The sequence below is a fragment of the [Mannheimia] succiniciproducens MBEL55E genome (assembly GCF_000007745.1).
Lineage (GTDB): Bacteria > Pseudomonadota > Gammaproteobacteria > Enterobacterales > Pasteurellaceae > Basfia > Basfia succiniciproducens.
On the sequence record NC_006300.1, the window covers coordinates 491,178 to 511,774 of the forward strand.

A 20,597-nucleotide genomic window follows, 5' to 3' on the forward strand; every position below is an offset into this window, starting at 1 on the left:
TTAAAGAGGTTGTCGTATGAATATGCCAATAAGCAAAAAGAAATTTTGGCTAAGTGATATTGATGAGATTTTAGCATCCTTTTTCTTAGCTTTAATTGTACTTCTATCGGGTTACGGCGTTGTAATGAGATATTTCTTAAATACGCCGAGTGCCTGGGTCGAAGAAATCTGCGTCGTATTTTTCATTTGGTTTACATTTCTGGCGTCAAGTGCATTATGTAAAAATAATGAATTAATCCGTATTGATTATTTATTAACAAAGATTCCGGCAAAAGTAGCAAATTTTATTGATGGCGTCATTCAGCCCTTAATTATGATTTTTTGTTTAGGCTTTATGATCTATTTAGGCTTTAAATTATTACCTATGTCAAAAATGCGTTTTACACCGGCATTACAAATTTCTTATGTCTATATTTACGCCATCATCCCGATTAGTGCGCTATTTATGCTCTATTACGAGTTAAGAAAAATTGTGTACTACTTCAAAATAAACAAAAGGAATTAAGTTATGGACGTGATCATTCCTATTTCAATTTTATTGATTCTCTTTGTTATTGGTACGCCGGTTGCATTTTGTATTTTCTGTTCTACGCTGACTTATTTCTTAATGAGCCATCAACCAATGGTTATTTTAATTCAACGTTTAGCGGGTGGATTAGAAAGTGTCACATTGCTTGCAATACCATTCTTTATTATGGCCGGTGTCTTTATGAACCATACAGGGATTAGTGAGCGGTTATTAAAATTCTGTGAAGTACTTACCGGTCATATGAACGGCGGTTTAGCGCAAGTAAACGTTGCATTAAGTACATTAATGGGTGGTTTATCCGGTTCAAATATTGCCGATGCGGCAATGAACTCTAAATTGCTTGTACCACAAATGGTTGCTCGTGGTTATAGTGCATCATTTTCAGCAGCGGTAACTGCAGCAGGTTCATTAATCACACCTATTATTCCGCCTGGCATTGCGATGATTATTTACGGTTATGTCAATAATGTTTCTATTGGTCGCTTATTCTTGGCCGGTGTCGTTCCGGGTACAATGCTCTGTATTCTAATGATGATCTTAGTGTCAATCATTTCTAAAAAACGAGGCTATTTACCTATCCGTGAAAAACGTGCAAGTTGCAAAGAAGTCATTGTTTCGGCAAAAGATGCCGTATTAGCACTTTTACTTCCGATTATCATTATCGGCGGCATCCGTATGGGGGTATTTACGCCTACGGAAGCTGGTGCGGTGGCGGTTATTTATGCGCTTATCCTTGGTATGTTTATTTACCGCAATATGGATGCTAAGAAATTATGGTTAGCAACGCGTGAATCGGCATTAGGTGCGGCAAACGTACTATTAATTATTTGTGTCGCCGTTGCATTTTCAAAATTCTTAACTTGGGAGCGTGTTCCACAGGCTCTTGCGAGTTGGATGACAACGGTGGTAGATAGTCCAATAGCATTTTTGATGCTAGTGAATGTCGCATTATTAGTCTTAGGTATGTTTTTAGAAGGTAATGCGATTATGATCGTATTAGCCCCGTTGCTTGCCCCGATTGCACATTCATACGGTATTGATCCAATCCATTTTGGTATTGTGTTTATTTTTAATGGTGCAATCGGAACAATTACCCCGCCATTAGGTACAGTAATGTTTACCACCTGTTCAATTACTGAAGTTCCGATTGAGAAATTTATTAAAGATGTGCTTCCATTCTGGGGCTTACTTTTATTAGAACTTGTTCTTTTAACTTATATCCCGACAATCACAACATGGTTACCAAACTTAGTTTATGGCGTAGCACAATAATTAACATATTAAGGATAAATATTCATGAAACTTTTAAATAGAACAAATTTCCCCGGCCGCCAACACCCAACCAAAATCATTCAATTCGGTGAAGGTAACTTCTTACGCGCCTTTATTGATTGGCAAATTGATATTTTAAATGAAAAAACGGATTTAAATGCAGGGGTGACGATTATTCGTCCGATTAATACGGATTTTCCGCCGTCATTAAATACGCAAGACGGGCTTTATACTACGATTATTCGCGGTTTAGATGAAAACGGAAATAAAGTTAAAGAAAGCCGTATTATTCGTTCGGTTAATAATGAAATTAATATTTATCAAAGTTATGACGAATATTTACAATTAGCCCATAACTTAGAAATTAAATTTATTTTTTCTAACACCACTGAAGCGGGTATTAGTTATCATGCGGACGATAAATTTGATGACCGTCCGCAAGTGAGTTATCCTGCCAAACTTACCCGTTTATTATATGAACGCTTCTCCGTGGTAAATGGTGATAAAGACAAAGGCTTTATTTTATTGCCGTGCGAATTAATTGATTATAACGGCGAACAATTAAAAGAACTGGTATTTAAATATGCCAAAGAATGGAATTTATCCGCCGAATTTATTCAATGGTTAGAGACTGCCAATACGTTCTGCTCGACTTTGGTGGATCGTATTGTTACCGGTTATCCGCGTGCTGAAGCGGCAGAATTGGAAGCGGAACTGGGCTATAAAGATACCTTCTTAGATACCGCGGAACATTTTCATTTATTTGTAATTCAAGGCCCGAAATCTTTAGCGCAATTATTGCGTTTAGACCAAGTGGATTTGAATGTATTAATTGTCGATGACATCAGACCGTACAAAGAACGCAAAGTGGCTATTTTAAACGGCGCGCATACCGCACTTGTTCCGGTAGCTTATATGGCGGGCGTGAATACGGTGGGGGAAGCTATGAATGATGCAGAACTTTGTCGTTTTGTAAAAAGCACCATGGATAAAGAAATTATTCCTGTGCTCTCCCTACCGCAAGATGAGTTGCAGCAATTTGCCGACGCGGTGATTAAACGTTTCCAAAATCCGTTTATTCAACATCAGTTGTTATCTATTTCTTTGAATAGCATGACAAAATATCGCACTCGTAATTTGCCGCAATTGATTTCTTATGTCGAAAAATTCGGAAAATTACCACCGCACTTGACCTTTGCCTTAGCGGCGCTTATTGCTTTTTATCGCGGCGAACGGGACGGACAGACGATTCCTTTGCAAGATGACGAACATTGGTTGGTGAATTTTAAAACCTGGTGGCAAGAACAGGCTGCGGGTGAGATTTCGTTATTCCAACTTGTGCATCATGTATTAAAACAAGAAGCGCATTGGGAACAAGATTTAACGACGATTCCTCAGTTAGTCGAAACCGTCACTCAACAGCTAGAAGCTATTTTAGAAAAAGGTATGCGCCAAGCACTTCGCGAATATTGCGTTGATTAAGCGGAGATTGATATGAAGCAGTTTATCAAAATTCACCGGCAAGATAATGTGGCGGTCGCGTTACAGGATTTAGCCTCCTGCACATTATTAGATGTTGACGGGCAACAAATCGAATTAAAAGAGAATATCGGACGGGGACACAAGTTCGCTTTGACCGCTGTGGCTAAAAATCAGGATGTCGTTAAATACGGTTATCCGATTGGTCATGCATTACGTCATATTGAACCGGGCGAACATATCCATACGCATAATGTAAAAACCAATCTGAAAGACATTAACGATTACAAATATTTGCCGGAATCGACCGCACTTTCCGAACAAATGCCGGATCGGGAAGTGCAGATTTATCGCCGTAAAAACGGCGATATCGGCATCCGTAATGAGCTTTGGATTGTGCCGACGGTGGGTTGCGTAGTGGGTATTGCTAACCTGATTAAAAAGCGTTTTATGCAACTTAACGATTTAAACGATATTGACGGCGTATTCACTTTTAATCACAGTTACGGTTGCTCTCAATTAGGCGATGATCATGAAAATACCAAAACTATGCTGCAAAATATGGTGAAACACCCTAATGCGGGCGCGGTATTAGTGATTGGTTTAGGTTGTGAGAATAATCAGGTCGGTGCATTCAAAGAAAGCTTAGGCGAATATGATGAAAACCGGGTGAAATTTATGATTTCACAACATTATGATGATGAGGTTGAGCAGGGTGTTGAGTTGCTACAACAGCTTTATCGGGAAATGCGTCAAGACCGTCGCGAAACAGGCAAATTAAGTGAAGTCAAATTCGGTTTGGAATGTGGCGGTTCGGACGGTTTTTCCGGTATTACGGCAAACCCGATGTTAGGACATTTTTCCGATTATTTGATTAGTCACGGCGGTACGACCGTGCTTACCGAAGTACCGGAAATGTTCGGGGCGGAACGTATTCTGATGAGTCATTGTAAAGACGAAGAGACGTTCCAAAAAACGGTGGACATGGTGAATGATTTCAAAAAATATTTCATTGAACATAACCAACCTATTTATGAAAACCCATCCCCGGGAAACAAAGCCGGAGGAATCACCACGCTGGAAGACAAATCCCTTGGTTGTACGCAAAAAGCAGGGCATAGCCAAGTGGTTGATGTGTTGAAATATGGCGAGCGGTTAACAATTCAAGGTTTGAATTTATTAAGTGCGCCCGGTAATGATGCTGTTGCAACCAGCGCTTTAGCCGGAGCGGGTTGTCATATGGTATTGTTTTCCACCGGTCGCGGCACGCCTTACGGCGGTTTTGTCCCGACCATGAAAATTGCCACTAACAGTGAGCTCGCTCTGAAGAAAAAACATTGGATCGACTTTGATGCCGGACGTTTGGTTTATGATATGAGCATGCAGGAATTATTAAAAGATTTTATTAATTTAGTGGTTGAAATTGTAAACGGCAAACCGACGAAAAATGAAATCAACGAATTCCGCGAACTGGCTATTTTCAAAAGTGGTGTGACGCTTTAAGGAATCATAATAAAAACGACTTATTTACAACAAAAAAGCCTCTTTAACAGAGGCTTTCGTTTAAAATTTAGAACTGTTGTGAAGGACTAACCCATACCGTATTTTTTTAATTTTTTACGTAATGTACCGCGGTTGATACCTAACATAGTTGCCGCACGAGTTTGATTACCGCGCGTATATTGCATAATCATGTCTAGCATTGGATGTTCAACTTCAGCTAATACTAATTCATAAAGATCATTCACGTCTTGACCATCTAATTGTGATAAATAGTTTCTTAACGCTTGTTTTACTGAGTCACGAAGTGGTTTATTAGTCACTTGAGATTGAGAATTTAATACTGATACTGTTAATGCATCAGAAGGACTACGTTGTTGCTCTAACATTGTTGTTTATCCATTGCGAATTGAATTAAAAAACTCTTCCAATGCAATTAACTGTTCTTGTGGTTCTGTTATTGCATTAAAAGTCTGTTTAAAATTGGAACTAGGTTGAATTCCTTGCAAATACCAAGCGACGTGTTTGCGTGCAATGCGATATCCTTTTTCTTCACCGTAAAATTGATGAAGCGATTGAATATGTTGCAAAATTACACCGCACTTTTCGTCCAGACTTGGTTCAAAAACTATTGAACCTGTTTCAACTAGGCTTTCCACCGATTTAAATAACCAGGGATTACCTAATGCTCCACGTCCAATCATTACCGCATCCGCCCCCGTATATTCAAGTACGGATTTAGCTTTTTCCGCTGATGTTATATCTCCGTTTGCAATAACAGGAATTGATACCTGTCGTTTTACCGCTTTAATATTGTCGTATTCGGCATTCCCCTCAAATAAGCATTCACGAGTACGTCCATGAATAGTTAATGCCTGAATACCGCTTTGTTCTGCTATTTTTGCGATTTCAACACAGTTTCGATGTTCTTTATTCCAACCCGTCCGTATTTTTAACGTCACCGGGACACTAACTGCGTTAACAACATGTTCAAGAATTTGACGCACTAAATCGGGATATTGCAATAGGGCGGAACCTGCCATTTTACGGTTTACTTTCTTGGCCGGGCATCCCATATTAATATCAATAATTTCGGCGCCGTAATCCACATTAATTTGTGCTGCTTTCGCTATTTCTTTCGGATCAGAACCTGCAATCTGAACTGCATTAATTCCTGCAGCTTGGTGATGAGCCAAGCGTAAACGGGATTTTTCCGTATGCCAAACTTGCGGATTAGTTGACATCATTTCTGAAAACGTAAGTCCGGCACCATAGGCCGCACATAATTTTCGAAACGGTTGGTCGGTAATACCTGCCATCGGAGCCAGCAAAATGCGATTTTTCAGTTGATAAGAACCAATTCGCACCTTTTCTATTCCCCTTAAAGTAGATAACACCCTTCCTCGCCCTGTATACGGCAAGGGGTGCTATAATACGCATTTTTACCCCGTTTGAAAAGCATATTTTTTATACAAATTTATAAAAAATTAGCTCTTTTAGGATTGAAATTATTTTAGTTTTCCTGTAATACGACACCATTCTTCGCGCTCAACTACCGCGTCGAGGTCAAATTTAGCCTGATAGGCTTCGCAAACCGATTCCGCTTGTGTGGCAAGAATGCCGGACAGCCCGAGATTGCCCTTTTCTTTCACTAATTCGCTGATTACCGGATACAGTTCTTTCAGCGGTCCGGCAAGAATATTGGCAACCACAACTTCCGCTTTCATATTGGCGGGTTTATCTTCGGAAAGATAAAGTTTCAGGCGATCCGCAACGCCGTTTTGTTCCGCATTATTACGGCTTGCCAGAATCGCTTGAGGATCGATATCGATACCGATAGCTTCTTTGGCACCTAATTTAAGGGCGGCGATGGCTAAAATACCTGATCCGCAGCCGAAATCGATCACAGTTTTTCCCGCAAGATCTAAACCGTCTAACCATTCTAAACAAAGCGCCGTAGTCGGATGCGTACCCGTCCCGAAAGCAAGACCCGGGTCAAGCATCACATTTACCGCATTCGGATCCGGCACTTCGCGCCAGCTCGGACAAATCCATAAACGCTTGCCGAATTGCATCGGGTGAAAATTATCCATCCATTCCCGTTCCCAATCTTTATCTTCAATTTGTTCGATTTTATAGGCGGTATTTTCATCAAGATGTCCTTCCTGTCGCAATAAACGGACAATCTGCTGCATATCGGTTTCCGCATCAAAAAGCGCAATCACATCGGTATTTCCCCACAGACGGGTTTCACCCGGTAACGGCTCGAAAATAGGCGTGTCTTGGCTGTCCATAAAGGTTACGGACACAGAACCGATTTCCTCTAAATAATCACTAATTGTTTCCGCTTTTTCATTTGTACTGTTTAATCTGATTTGTACCCAAGCCATTTAAAATTCCTCTCTCTAAAAAGTGCGGTGAATTTTAGCATAGTTTTGCCGGCAAGCAGCTATTCTTTGTTTGCTGACGCTTGATTTCTTAATATTGCCGGTAATCGATAAATCATTATGGCGGCAAGAATAGACAGGCAGCCGAAAGCTTTGTGAAGGGTGAGTCGTTCACCCAGTATGAGTATGCTGAAAAATAGCGTCCATACCGGTTCAAGGATCATAATAATTGCCGCCGTGGCGACATGGCAGTATTTTTGTCCGTAGGTTTGTAGCAGCATACGAAGATTGGTGGCGATAACGAGACTGCACAGAAACCATCCCCAAGCAGTCATCGAAATGGATGTAGGCCATTGTTCAAATAGAATCGAAAGGGTTCCGCAGCATGTACCCACAATAAATAACTGAATCGTAGTGAAGGAAAGGACGGGGATGTCTCTGGCATATTGATTGTTGAGAACAAAATAGAGGGCGGCTACTAGCGAGGAAATCAGAAATATTAAACTGCCGAAAGAAAAATGTAGACCGCCTTTTCCCGACGAAAGTAAATAGAGGCCGGTAAATGCGGCGGGTAATGCGAGCCAGAATGATTTATAGGGAAGATGTCCGAATATCAACCAGGATAGTAACGGCGCAATCAACATCGACAGGCTGACCAGAAAGGCGCCTTCGCCAAAGTGGGCGCTGTTAATCAATCCTAACATCCATAACATGATATACACCGCATAACATAATCCGACCAAGGCTGATTTAATCAGCTGCGGTTTATCGAGTCGTTTCAATTGCGGATAAGCAAGGGGGAAAAAGAAGATTGCAGCCAGGAAAAAACGTAATCCGATAAATCCTAAGGCGGGAAATTCCGCCATTGAAAATTTTGAAAAGAACCAGCCTGAAGCGGCGATAAGCGAAACGATGAAAAGGATTATTTCACCGCGATATTTTTGTAGCATAAGGCACCTTAAAAAATTTCGAAAAAACCGACCGCACTTTTATTGTGCGGTCTATTGTTTTTAACGGGTTATTTTTCAAAAAAGACTTTTTTCAATGCCATTTCCAAACCGCGGAATTCGGCTAAACCTTTTAAACGGCCGATTGCCGAATAGCCGGGATTGGTTTTTTTCTTCAAGTCGTCAAGCATTTGATGACCGTGATCCGGGCGCATCGGGATTAAACGGGTTTCACCGTTGGCTTTGCGGCGATATTCTTCCGTTAATAAGGCTTTTACCACATTAAACATGTCTACATCGCCCTGCAAATGCGCCGCTTCATGGAAGGTCAACGGATTATCTTCACGGCAGGTTGAACGTAAATGCGCAAAATAAATGCGATCACCGAATTTCTCGGTCATTTTGACTAAATCATTGTCCGCCCGAACGCCGTAAGAACCGGTACACATAGTGAAACCGTTAGCCGGTAAATCGCAAGTGTCCACGTACCATTGCATATCTTCAATGGTGGAAACGATACGCGGTAAACCTAAAATCGGACGCGGAGGATCATCGGGGTGAACCGCCATTTTAATACCCACTTCCTGTGCTACAGGAATGATTTCGTTTAAGAAATATGCCAAATGGGTACGGAATTTTTCCGGCGAAATATCTTTATAGCGATCCAATTGGCCTTGGAATTCCTCTAAGGTGTAACCTTCTTCCGCACCGGGTAAACCGGCGATAATATTACTGGTTAATTGTTTAATATCCGCATCCGACATTTTATCAAAATAGGCTTTGGCTTGTTTTTGTTCTTCTGCAGTATAAGTTTGTTCCGCACCGGGACGTTTTAAAATATGCAGTTCGAATGCGGCAAAAGCAATTTGATCAAAACGTAACGCTTTTGAACCGTCCGGCAGTTCATAGGCAAGATCGGTACGGGTCCAGTCCAGCACCGGCATAAAGTTGTAACAAACGGTATCAATGCCGCATTGAGCAAGATTGCGTAAGGTTTGTTTATAATTTTCAATCCAGGTTTTGTAATTGCCCGTTTGGGTTTTAATTTCTTCGTGAACCGGCACACTTTCAACTACCGACCAGGTTAGCCCGGCAGCCTCGATAATTGCCTTACGTTTTTCAATTTCTTCAACCGACCAGACTTGTCCATTCGGAATATGGTGAAGGGCATTCACAATGCCGGTTGCACCCGCCTGACGAATATCGGCTAAAGAGACGGGATCATTCGGTCCGTACCAACGCCATGTTTGTTCCATAAAAACTCCTTATTTAATTAGGGTATGTTTATTTAAAGTCCGACTACAACCGGATTTACACTAAATAGGAAACCGTCAAAATCCGGATCTTCAATGTCGGATAACTCAAATAACTTTTGTTTTACGTTTTCTAAGTGCTGCCACATTGCTTTTTTTGCAAGTGCGGGATTTTTTCGTTGAATGCCGTTCAAAATATTCTGATGATCCTGAAGCCAGGATTTACGGTATTCCTGATCAGTAATATGGGCATGTAATCCCTGCCACATGGATGACTTCGTCCGATATTTCCAGAGCTCCTTTTGCAATTTAATCAGAATTTCATTTTGTGTAATTTCGGCAATCGCACTATGAAACTCTTCATCGGCAGTATAATCTTTGTCGTCTTCGGCTAAGGTCATTCGTTCTTTATTCAGGATTTCTTTCAATCTTAAAATATCGCTACGAGTGGCTTGAATGGCGGCGAATTCCGCAATACCGCTTTCTAATAACTGTCTTGCCTGTAAAAGTTCAAACGGTCCGACGTCTTCATAAGTGTCATCCTGATTTTCTTCCGATGTCAGGGGCATATTGATAACATATACGCCCGAACCTTTTCGCACTTCCACTAAATTTTCCAATTCAAGCATAATGATAGCCTCACGAACCACTGTGCGACTGACATTCATTTTTTCTGCGAGATCTCGCTCAGGCGGTAATCTTTCACCTATTTGGTAAAGACCGTCAATTAGTTCCTGTTTTAAGATTGAACCGATTTTTTTATATGAGCGTAATTCTGCATTATCCGTCATTTTTAACTCTCTTTAATATCTCCTAAACTTAATTCCGTACCGGATTTAAATACTTTACCGTTAACAGTTAACGGTCTTGTTTCGGTCTCCGGTAAAGTAATTTTTAACGCATTATAAGCAGGTGTCCAGGTCCCTTGTTTTTGAATGTTTAAATTAACGCTATCTTTGTTACAACTTAATTTCAGCGTTAATTGTAAGTAGCCGTTATGTTGATATCGATAGGTTTCGCCGTCGTCATCAAAAATCGTTGATGTGGCCTCGCCTTCCCGAATAAACGGAAAGACCAGTAATTCTCTAGAAGTATCTTGTTTTGCACAACTATAAGCCGTTCTTTCCGATAACGGTAAGATTGCCCCCGCTTTTACAAATAACGGAAGTCGTTCCAGCGGCGCACCGACGGTCACGGTCTGACCCGCCTCATAATAAGTATGGGCATGGAAATCATACCAACCGGCATTATTTTGCGGTAAGTAAACTTCGCGTTGACGTTGACCTTTTTCCACTACCGAAGCCACTAATAAATCTTTCCCGAATAGGTAGTCGTCGGTTTCCTCATAGGTCTTCATATCATGTTCGTGATCTAAGAATGTCGGGCGCAACATAGGTTCAAGATCCTGATGAGATTGCCAGAACGCATTGTAAATATACGGCATCAACTTATAACGTAATTTAATTGTATCACGAATAATATTGGTTACAGCGGGGTACATCCAAGGCTCATTTACGGTTTTGTCATCGTTCCAGGAATGGATGGTAAAGCGCGGATGCATTATACCGTTTTGAACCCAGCGAACGAATAATTCGGGTTCCGGTTTGTCTCCGGAAAAACCGCCCACATCATGACCGACATTATATAGCCCGGATAAACTCATACCTAATCCCATGCGAATGTTATAACGTAAGGTCGTCCAGTTGGTTCTGTTATCCCCCGACCAGGTTTGCACGTAGCGGTTCATACCGGCACAGCCGGAACGGGAAATCAGATACGGACGCTGATGAGGCGCAAACTCTTTTTGCGCCTCATAAGAGGCTTTCATCATTAATAGCGGATGTAACGGACGGATGAGTTTTATCGGCGTTTCTTTGCCGAAACCGACGCATTTTGCGTTGTCATCCCAAATTTCAAACTCATTGTTATCGTTCCAGGTTGAACCGATACCGCGTTCTAACAGCTGTTCTTTAATATTATCTTTCCACCATTGTACGGTTGCGGGATTGGTGAAATCTAAATGCGAGCCTTCATCGTCCCAGAATACGGAACGTTCGGGTAGCTCGCTTTCGGAATCTTTAATAAATAAACCGAGTTCCTGGGCTTCTTTATATCGCGGGTGATCTTGCAGCATGCAAGGTTTGATATTAGCCGCCAATTGCATTCCCGCATCACGGAAGTAGCCCGACATTTTCAACGGTTCCGGAATTTTGTCGTAGTTCCAGTTAAATACGTAACGTTTGCCGTTAATTGAGGTGTAACCCGATGATAGTTGGAATGAATCGCAGGGGATATCATGTTCTTTACATAGGTCTACGAATTTTTTAAGCTGTTCTTGGGCATCCTCCGCATCCGTATAGCTCATAGTGGAACCGCTATAACCGAGTCCCCAGCGAGGACCAAAAATAGTGCCGCCGGTAAGTGCGGTGTATTTTTTGGTTACTTCTAACGTGCTTGGGCCGAGAATAACGTAGTAGTCCATATCCCCGTCTTCCGCGCGATAACTTTTATAAGCGATATGGTAGTTATCCAGTTCGTTGCCTAAATCAAACCAGCATTGGGCGAGATTATCGTAATAAATTCCGTAGCTGACGTCATTCTTGCGGGTGATATAGAAAGGGACGTGCTTGTAAAGCGGATCGGTTTTTTCCGCGTTGTAACCCATGGCGTCGAGATTACGCATTTCGAAACGACGGCCTTTACGGTTTAAGTCGCCGGCTTTTTCTCCTAAACCATAGCAATTTTCGTCAAGGCTGCGCTCAATGAAATGGGAAATTTTATTATTATTTATGCCGAATAAGTAAGCTCCGGTTTTACGCTCCTGAATTAACGGCAACCAGTTACCGTCTTTATTGTATTGCCATTCAAGAGTAAGCGGTTGGTGAACGCGGACTTTTAACTTTTCGGTGACGATTTCTATGACATCATGCTCAAAGTTTAATTGATAAGTAGGCAACGAAAAACCTTCCGTTGAAAAACGTTCTCTGCCTGCAAAAGGCACATCCTCACAATTAGGAGAAATGGCCCAAGTGCGGTCTAATTTGAAGGAATTTTTGCGTGTGAACGCAACCCGGATAATATCCTGTTCCAGTACGAAAAGATGTAGCACATAATCCCGTTCGCATTGAATATCAATCCGGTTGCCTTCCTGTTTTAGAAACTTAGCCTGTTTTAATGTTTTCATGACATATATCCTTTTTTAATCAATAGCCGAGTAATGTTTGTGGCAACCATAAGCTTAATTGCGGCAGGAATGTTACAAGGAATAGGGTTAAAATCAGTATTGCATAGAAAGGAAGCAACGGTTTAATGACTTTATCAATTTTTACGCCGGCTACGGAACAGCCGACGAACAGGGTTGAACCCACAGGCGGCGTGCAGATACCGATTGATAAGTTAAATGCCATTAAAATACCGAAATGTACCGGATCCATACCTAATTCGGTTACGATTGGTAAAAAAATCGGGGTGAAAATTAATAATGCGGGTGTCATATCCATAAAGGTACCCACGATTAATAACGTTAAGTTGATAATTAATAAAATAACAATAGGATTTTCCGAAACGCTTAATAAGGCATCACTAATGGTATAAGGAATATCCGCATTCGCCATCGCCCAGGACATACCCATGGATGCGCCGATTAATAACAATACAATTGAAGTTGTGGTCATGGCATCAAGGATAATCTGCGGTAATTCTTTCAGTGAAATTTCCTTATAGATAACCATGGAAAGAATCAGAGTATAAACAACGGCAATGGCGGAAGCTTCCGTAGCGGTAAAAATGCCGGCAATGATACCGCCGATGATGACGACGACTAGTCCTAAACTCGGTAATGCATCTAAAGTGCGATGAGTCACTTCTTTAAAGGTCGGTTTCGGTGAAACGGGATATTTATTTTTCTTCGCAATAAAGTAGGCGATGATCATGATCCCTAAACCCATTAAAATCCCCGGAATGTAACCCGCTAAGAATAATGCGCCGATTGAGGTACCGCCGGAAATCAGAGAGTAAACGATGAAGGTATTACTCGGGGGAATCAATAAGCCTGTCGGTGAAGAGGTAATATTTACCGCGGCGGAAAATGCCGGATCATAACCTTCTTTCTTTTGCAGCGGAGCCATTGTCCCGCCCACTGCAGCCGCCGCCGCGACCGCCGAACCGGAAATTGAGCCGAACATCATGTTGGCCAACACATTTACATGGGCTAAAGAACCGGGTAAGCGTCCGCCCAATACTTTGGCAAATTCAATAAGACGTAATGCGATACCGCCTCGGTTCATAATATTACCCGCCAGAATAAAGAAGGGAATAGCAAGCAACGAGAAACTGTCTAAACCGGAGGCCATTTTTTGCGAAATTACCGCAATGGCCGCATCAAAAGGAATTGCCAGCATAATGGTAATTAATGATGACACGCCAATGGCAAAAGAAATTGGTACACCAATAGCCAGTAACAAGAAAAAACTACCGGCTAAAGTGATAATTGTTGTCCATTCCATATAAGGCTCCTTTAATTTTGCGCTGAAAGTTGACGGAGTTCGGCGAATAAATCTCTTGCCGAAAATATAAGCATAAAGAATCCGCTAACGGGTAGAGCAAGATAAACCAGCCCCATTTGAATACCCAGAACGGGAGAGATCTGACCTGCGGCAATAGTGTCGAGTACCAGTTTCATACCACCGTAGCACATGATCACCGTAATAAAAAATATACTGATTAGATTAATAATGAGTTGAAGAAAAGCGTACTTTTTAGGCGAAGCTTCGAGTTTCATTAATAATAAATCAATGGCGAGATGTTTCTTTTTTCCTAACCCGTAAGCGGCACCGACCAGCCCTACCCAAATAAACAGGAAGCGAGCGAGTTCATCCGTGACGGTACTCGGTGCGTTCAATACATAACGTGAAAAAACCTGCCATACGACGGAAATAACCAGCGCAATACATAGTACGACACAGAAAACGGCTAAAATGCGCTCTAACAGAGAAATGAACTTAGTCATAATCTTCTCCTTAAAGATTAATCATTATTTACGAAATTTATTCTTAAATTGGTAAACCAATATACTGTTTTTATAGAAAAATAATATTTATTTTTTGTTGTTTTTGTCTGTTTTGTGATCTTATTCACAGTTTTAAATAAAAGATATAGAGCCAATTATTATTTTGGTATACCATTTGCCGCAAATGATAGGAGGAAAACTATCGACATCCCACCCATTCTTTGTATGGAGAATCTACATATGTTTATGAAGAAGAAAGTACTTACGTTAGCAATTAGCGGTTTACTGGCGGCAACCGTGTCTTTTTCGGTATCGGCGAAAACGACGCTGAAATTAAGCCACAATAATGACAAAACCCACCCGGTGCATATTTCTATGCAAGCCATGGCTGACGAAGTTAAAAAATTAACCGACGGCGAAGTGGTTATCCGTATTTACCCTAACAGTCAATTAGGCAACCAACGGGAATCAATGGAATTAATTCAGTCGGGCTCCCTTGATATGGCGAAATCCAACGCCAGCGAACTGGAAGCGTTTGAACCGATATATGGCGCATTTAACGTTCCGTACTTATTTAAAGATTCTGAACATTATTATAAGGTCTTACGGGATCCTGAAATCGGTGGAAAAATTTTGGATTCCACAAAAGGCAAAGGATTTATCGGTTTAACTTATTATGATGCCGGTTCCCGCAGTTTTTATGCGAAGAAACCAATTAAAACTCCGGCCGATTTAAAAGGACTGAAAGTACGCGTACAACCGAGCCCAAGCGCATTGGAAATGATGAAATTAATGGGGGCGTCGGCTACACCGTTGGCATTCGGCGAACTTTATACCGCGCTCCAACAAGGCGTTGTTGATGCCGCCGAAAATAATCCGACCGCTTTGACTTTAATGCGTCACGGTGAAGTGGCAAAATTTTATAGTGAAGATGAACACACGATTATTCCGGATGTTCTGTTAATCAGTGAAAAATCCTGGGGTAAATTAACGCCGGAACAACAAAAAATTGTGAAAGAGGCGGCGGATAATTCCATGATGAGCCATAAAGATCTTTGGGCTAAAGCTACTGAAGAAGAAATTCAAAAAGCAAAAGATACGATGGGAGTAGAATTCGTTAAAGTGGATAAACAACCGTTCGTGGATGCGGTAAAACCAATGCATGATAAAGCGCTTGCGGATCCGGTTATCGGACCGATTGTGCAAAAAATTGATGCGGCACGATAATAATGAACGATTAGGGCATGATAACCATGCCCTTTAATTTTTGGTATATGGAGAAAGATAAAATGACATTGGCAAAAAAACATAATTTTAAAGATAAAGTAGTGGTGATTACAGGAGCCGGCGGTGTACTTTGCGCCTATTTTGCAAAAGAGATTGCCAAAACCGGGGCGAAAGTGGCGTTACTCGATATTAACCTTGAATCCGCCCAAAAATTTGCCGACGAAATCAATGCCCAAGGTTATATCGCAAAAGCTTATAAAACAAACGTATTGGAATTAGACAGTATCAAACAAACCCGTGATGCCATTGCAGCCGATTTCGGGACCTGTGATATTTTGATTAACGGCGCCGGAGGTAATAATCCGAAAGCCACCACGGACAATGAATTTCACGAGCTGGATTTGCCGCCGACGACCAAATCCTTCTTCGATTTGGACAAATCGGGTATTGAGTTTGTTTTTAATTTAAATTATTTAGGTACATTGCTGCCGACACAGGTATTTGCCAAAGATATGGTGGGTAAAAAAGGCGCAAATATTATCAATATTTCCAGCATGAACGCTTATACGCCGTTAACGAAAATTCCGGCTTATTCCGGTGCTAAAGCCGCAATCAGCAACTTTACCCAATGGCTTGCCGTTCACTTTTCCCATGTAGGTATTCGTTGTAACGCCATTGCGCCGGGATTTTTGGTAAGCAACCAAAATCGCGCGTTATTATTTGACGAACAAGATAATCCTACCGCTCGGGCGCATAAAATTCTGACTAACACCCCGATGGGACGTTTTGGTGAAGCGAAGGAATTAATGGGCGGTATTTTATTTTTGATGGATGAAGAATACGCCAGCTTTATTAATGGTGTCGTATTGCCGATTGACGGCGGTTTTTCCGCTTACAGCGGCGTTTAAGGAGGATCTCCCCATGAAACAATTTATGGATGAGGATTTTTTGCTGTCTAATGATGTAGCACGTACGCTCTATTATGATTACGCAAAAGATCAGCCGATTTTTGACTATCACTGTCATTTACCGCCGAAAGAAATTGCGGAGAATCGCCAATTTAAAGATTTGACTGAAATCTGGTTAGCCGGTGACCATTATAAATGGCGAGCTATGCGGTCTGCGGGAGTTGATGAGAATCTGATTACAGGAAACGCCTCAAATTACGAGAAATATCAGGCCTGGGCCAAAACCGTTCCCTTATGTATCGGTAACCCTATTTACCATTGGACGCATTTGGAACTGCGTCGTCCTTTTGGTATTACCAATACCTTATTTAATCCGCAAAGTGCGGATAAAATCTGGCAAGAATGTAACGAATTATTACAACAACCGGAATTTTCCGCCCGCGGAATCATGCGGCAAATGAATGTGAAATTTTCTGGTACGACGGATGATCCGATAGACAGCCTTGAGTACCATAAAGCTATAGCGGAGGACCGTGATTTTGATATTGAAGTGGCGCCGAGTTGGCGACCGGATAAAGCGGTAAAAATCGAATTGCCGCAATTCAATGACTATATCAAGCAGTTGGAGCAAGTCTCCGATACGGAAATTAACGGTTTCGATTCATTGAAAAAAGCCTTATCCAAACGTCTGGATCACTTTGATAAACGGGGTTGTAAATCTGCCGATCAGGGTATGGAAATCGTACGTTTTGCACCCGTTCCCGATGAAAAAGAGCTGGATCGGATTTTGCAATTGCGTCGTAATGAGCAACCTCTAACGGAATTACAAATTTCCCAATTTTCGACCGCACTTTTGGTATGGTTAGGTGCCGAATACTGTAAACGCAACTGGGTTATGCAAATGCATATCGGCGCTCTGCGCAACAATAATACCCGAATGTTCAAATTGCTTGGTGCGGACAGCGGTTTTGATTCCATTGCCGATCGCACTTTTGCCGAACAGCTTTCCCGTTTATTGGATGCGATGGATCAAAACAACCAATTGCCTAAAACTATTCTGTATTGTTTAAATCCCCGCGATAATGAAATGATTGCTACCATGATTGGTAATTTCCAAACCGGCGGTATAGCCGGAAAAATCCAGTTCGGTTCCGGTTGGTGGTTTAACGATCAGAAAGACGGTATGGAACGTCAATTACAGCAACTTTCACAACTTGGCTTACTTAGCCAGTTTGTGGGGATGCTGACGGATTCGCGCAGTTTCTTATCCTATACCCGTCATGAATATTTCCGTCGGATCCTTTGTGAAATGATAGGTCGATGGGTAGTCAACGGCGAAGCGCCTAACGATATGAATTTACTGGGAAATATGGTGAAAAATATTTGTTTTGATAATGCCAAAGCTTACTTTAAATGAGGGATAATCTATGAAAAACCTCACCCTAATCGGTGAATGCATGATAGAGCTCAACGGTGAGCCGTTCGGTGTGATGCGTCAGACTTACGGCGGCGATACCCTGAATACGGCAACCTATGCGGCACGGGTCGCTTCACCGGAAAAACTTAATGTCGGTTATGTGTCTGCTCTGGGTACGGACAAACTCAGCCAAGGGATGATTGAGCGCTGGCAAGCGGACGGGATAAATACGGATCTAGTATTGCGGGATGAAAAGCGTTCGGCCGGTTTGTATTTAATTCAATTGGATAAACAAGGCGAGCGCACGTTTTTATATTGGCGTAACCAATCCGCCGCCCGTTATTTATTGCAACACCCCGATTATAATCGGGTTTTATCGGCATTAAAAAATACGGATATGATTTATCTAAGCGGTATAAGTCTGGCAATCTTGCCGGAAAACGACCGCACTTTACTGATTGAACAGCTCGGCGAGTTAAAAAAATCCGGGTTGGAAATCGCGTTTGACAGCAACTTCCGTCCGGCACTTTGGGACAGTCGGGAACAAGCACAGAACTGTTATAAAGCCTTGTTGCCGTTGGTAGATGTGGCATTAGTCACCTTTGATGACGAAGCCATGTTGTGGGCGGATAATGACGAACAAGCCACCATTACGCGTTTATCCTCATTTAATATTCCGAAAATCATCGTAAAACAAGGCCGCCTTGGTGCAACCGTATGTGAAAAGGGCAAGCAAACCTTTGTGCCGACTATTCCGGTCGAACATGTCGTGGATACCACTTCGGCGGGCGATTCGTTTAACGCCGGTTTTCTGGTGGGCTATTTGCAGGGTAAACCGCTTAATGAGTGCTGTAAACAAGGCAATCAATTAGCGGGTATTGTGATTCAACATCAAGGGGCGATTATTGAAAAATCCGCCACCGAACACTTACGCAATGCATTTGCTTAACCCAACGGGCGTTAACATCCTCTTTTTTAAATTAAAGGTAAAGAAATTATGGCTTATACAACCGAACAGATTATTGAAAAATTCAGCGCATTAAAAGTGATACCGGTGATTGCGGTAGAGGAGGCGCAGGATATTATTCCGTTAGTGAAAACCTTATCGGAAAACGGTTTACCGGTGGCGGAAATCACTTTTCGCTCGGCGGCGGGCGAGGAAGCCATTCGCTTAACCCGCCAACATTTTCCCGATGTACTGATTGCCGCCGGCACGGTATTGACCCCGGCGCAGGTGGTGGCGGCCAAGAATGCCGGAGCGGATTGTATCGTCACGCCGGGCTTCAACCCGAATATTGTTAAGCTGTGTCAGCAATTAGAGTTGCCGATTACGCCGGGAGTTAATAATCCGACGGCGATTGAAGCGGCGTTGGAACTGAGTATTAATGCCGTTAAATTTTTCCCGGCGGAAGCCAGTGGCGGGGTGAAAATGATAAAAGCGCTGCTTGGTCCTTACGCGAACCTGCAAATTATGCCGACAGGCGGCATCAGCACGGCAAATATTAAAGACTACCTTACTATTCCTAATGTGGTGGCTTGCGGCGGTTCTTGGTTTGTGGATAAAGCCTTGATTAAAGCGAAAAACTGGGCTGAAATCGGGCGTCTGGTGCGGGAAGCGGTTGAATTGGTTCGTTAAACCTATTGCAAAAACAGCGAAAAAACGACCGCACTTTTGGGGCCACCGATGGAATTTAAGTGGGTTACGTTTCAAAATCCCCGGTAAAAGTTAAATAGATCTCAATGAATGTGGCTAGTAAAGTGCGGTCGGTTTTGGCGGAGTTTCTCTCATTTTGGTAAAATAGAAATTGTCCGCTTGACGCGTATTAAAAATGAATCGGCTCTAATGTGATTTTCTGCAGTTCTGTCGGGAATAATAGTCAGAGAGTGTAATATTGCGACGTTTACCGGACTTTTAGGCAACCAACTGTTAGGAGGCGGTATGACTCGACGGGATTATGAAAAAATCGACGGTTCTGCCTATGCCAATATTTATGCGGTCGGCGATTTACACGGTTGCTATGAATTATTTATGCGAGAACTTGAATCGGTCAAATTCGATACTACCCGGGATCTGGTTATTTCTGTGGGCGACCTGATTGATCGCGGTCCGCACAGCCTGTCCTGTTTGCGGTTAATTCGTAATTCCTGGTTTAAAGCGGTGAAAGGCAACCATGAATGCATGGCTATTGAGGGGTTGCTGGGGCAAGACGAGCATTATCAACGGCTATGGCTATATAACGCGGGAGACTGGGTTTTATCTTTAAATCCGACCGAACGAGCCGAAGTACTGGATTTACTTAAATTTTGTGCTGGCTTGCCGTTGGTTATCGAACTTAACGATGAGGGGTTTAAAACCGTTATCGCTCATGCTGATTATCCTTATGATCAATACCGTTTTGGCCGGCCCTTGACGCAGGAACAGGCAGTATGGGAGCGCAGACGGATTGAAATGCGCGACGAAACGGAAATCAAGGGCGCGGATGCATTTATATTCGGTCACACCCCGCTGAAACGGGTGATGCAGCTGGGCAATCGCCTGTATATCGATACCGGTGCCGTATTTTTCGGCAATCTGACGTTGCTCAGGTTGAAATAACTATGTGCAAAAACGGCGCTAAAAACGACCGCACTTGTAATTTTTTTCCTTTAAAAGAGCCGAAGTATTCATTT

The 20,597-nt window shown here is 42.2% G+C and carries 19 protein-coding genes; 10 read left to right on the forward strand and 9 right to left on the reverse strand.

Annotated features, from left to right (window positions below; all coding sequences use genetic code 11):
• Nucleotides 1-16 precede the first annotated feature (16 nt).
• Genes MS_RS02470 through MS_RS02485 form a run of 4 tightly spaced genes read left to right on the forward strand, consistent with a single transcriptional unit; the run spans nt 17 to nt 4,783 of the window.
• A complete protein-coding gene (locus tag MS_RS02470; RefSeq protein WP_011199706.1) occupies nt 17-505 on the forward strand; it encodes a TRAP transporter small permease in 489 nt (162 codons plus the stop codon).
• A 3-nt stretch (nt 506-508) separates the two neighbouring features.
• A complete protein-coding gene (locus MS_RS02475) occupies nt 509-1,801 on the forward strand; it encodes a TRAP transporter large permease (protein ID WP_011199707.1) in 1,293 nt (430 codons plus the stop codon).
• A 24-nt stretch (nt 1,802-1,825) separates the two neighbouring features.
• Nucleotides 1,826-3,283, forward strand: a complete 1,458-nt coding sequence (locus tag MS_RS02480) for a tagaturonate reductase (protein ID WP_011199708.1) — start codon at nt 1,826-1,828, stop codon at nt 3,281-3,283.
• A gap of 12 nt (nt 3,284-3,295) precedes the next feature.
• Nucleotides 3,296-4,783: a UxaA family hydrolase gene (locus MS_RS02485; RefSeq protein WP_011199709.1), complete on the forward strand. Its 1,488-nt coding sequence runs from the start codon at nt 3,296-3,298 to the stop codon at nt 4,781-4,783.
• 86 nt (nt 4,784-4,869) lie between these two features.
• Here the strand turns inward: MS_RS02485 and fis are convergent, their stop codons facing one another.
• The 9 genes from fis to MS_RS02530 all read right to left on the reverse strand — a co-directional run bounded on the left by fis (nt 4,870) and on the right by MS_RS02530 (nt 14,375).
• Nucleotides 4,870-5,169: a DNA-binding transcriptional regulator Fis gene (gene fis, locus MS_RS02490; protein ID WP_011199710.1), complete on the reverse strand. Its 300-nt coding sequence runs from the start codon at nt 5,167-5,169 to the stop codon at nt 4,870-4,872.
• A 6-nt stretch (nt 5,170-5,175) separates the two neighbouring features.
• Complete coding sequence (gene dusB / locus MS_RS02495; RefSeq protein ID WP_041639553.1) at nt 5,176-6,147, reverse strand: tRNA dihydrouridine synthase DusB; 972 nt, start codon at nt 6,145-6,147, stop codon at nt 5,176-5,178.
• A 141-nt stretch (nt 6,148-6,288) separates the two neighbouring features.
• The gene (gene prmA / locus MS_RS02500) at nt 6,289-7,170 is read right to left on the reverse strand and encodes a 50S ribosomal protein L11 methyltransferase (protein ID WP_011199712.1); all 882 of its coding nucleotides are present in this window, start codon (nt 7,168-7,170) and stop codon (nt 6,289-6,291) included.
• 59 nt (nt 7,171-7,229) lie between these two features.
• On the reverse strand, nt 7,230-8,117 hold the full coding sequence (locus MS_RS02505) for a DMT family transporter (protein WP_011199714.1): 888 nt from the start codon (nt 8,115-8,117) through the stop codon (nt 7,230-7,232).
• 68 nt (nt 8,118-8,185) lie between these two features.
• Nucleotides 8,186-9,370, reverse strand: a complete 1,185-nt coding sequence (gene uxuA / locus MS_RS02510) for a mannonate dehydratase (protein WP_011199716.1) — start codon at nt 9,368-9,370, stop codon at nt 8,186-8,188.
• 32 nt (nt 9,371-9,402) lie between these two features.
• Nucleotides 9,403-10,158 (reverse strand): FCD domain-containing protein, encoded by a 756-nt coding sequence (locus tag MS_RS02515; protein ID WP_011199717.1) that lies wholly within the window; start codon nt 10,156-10,158, stop codon nt 9,403-9,405.
• Nucleotides 10,159-10,160: 2 nt separating this feature from the next.
• On the reverse strand, nt 10,161-12,551 hold the full coding sequence (locus MS_RS02520; protein ID WP_011199718.1) for a glycoside hydrolase family 31 protein: 2,391 nt from the start codon (nt 12,549-12,551) through the stop codon (nt 10,161-10,163).
• 19 nt (nt 12,552-12,570) lie between these two features.
• Nucleotides 12,571-13,872, reverse strand: a complete 1,302-nt coding sequence (locus MS_RS02525; protein ID WP_011199719.1) for a TRAP transporter large permease — start codon at nt 13,870-13,872, stop codon at nt 12,571-12,573.
• An 11-nt stretch (nt 13,873-13,883) separates the two neighbouring features.
• A complete protein-coding gene (locus MS_RS02530) occupies nt 13,884-14,375 on the reverse strand; it encodes a TRAP transporter small permease (RefSeq protein ID WP_011199720.1) in 492 nt (163 codons plus the stop codon).
• A gap of 240 nt (nt 14,376-14,615) precedes the next feature.
• Between MS_RS02530 and MS_RS02535 the strand changes: the two genes are divergently transcribed.
• The 6 genes from MS_RS02535 to MS_RS02560 all read left to right on the forward strand — a co-directional run bounded on the left by MS_RS02535 (nt 14,616) and on the right by MS_RS02560 (nt 20,523).
• Nucleotides 14,616-15,602, forward strand: coding sequence for a TRAP transporter substrate-binding protein (locus tag MS_RS02535; RefSeq protein ID WP_041639555.1), 987 nt, complete (start codon nt 14,616-14,618; stop codon nt 15,600-15,602).
• Nucleotides 15,603-15,664: 62 nt separating this feature from the next.
• Nucleotides 15,665-16,510, forward strand: a complete 846-nt coding sequence (locus MS_RS02540; protein WP_041639556.1) for an SDR family oxidoreductase — start codon at nt 15,665-15,667, stop codon at nt 16,508-16,510.
• A gap of 13 nt (nt 16,511-16,523) precedes the next feature.
• Complete coding sequence (gene uxaC / locus MS_RS02545) at nt 16,524-17,927, forward strand: glucuronate isomerase (RefSeq protein ID WP_011199723.1); 1,404 nt, start codon at nt 16,524-16,526, stop codon at nt 17,925-17,927.
• A gap of 10 nt (nt 17,928-17,937) precedes the next feature.
• On the forward strand, nt 17,938-18,876 hold the full coding sequence (locus tag MS_RS02550) for a sugar kinase (RefSeq protein WP_011199724.1): 939 nt from the start codon (nt 17,938-17,940) through the stop codon (nt 18,874-18,876).
• A 48-nt stretch (nt 18,877-18,924) separates the two neighbouring features.
• Nucleotides 18,925-19,563 carry a bifunctional 4-hydroxy-2-oxoglutarate aldolase/2-dehydro-3-deoxy-phosphogluconate aldolase gene (locus tag MS_RS02555; protein ID WP_011199725.1) on the forward strand — a complete coding sequence of 213 codons (639 nt, stop codon included), beginning with the start codon at nt 18,925-18,927 and terminating at the stop codon, nt 19,561-19,563.
• Nucleotides 19,564-19,866: 303 nt separating this feature from the next.
• The gene (locus MS_RS02560; RefSeq protein ID WP_011199727.1) at nt 19,867-20,523 is read left to right on the forward strand and encodes a metallophosphoesterase; all 657 of its coding nucleotides are present in this window, start codon (nt 19,867-19,869) and stop codon (nt 20,521-20,523) included.
• Nucleotides 20,524-20,597 lie beyond the last annotated feature (74 nt).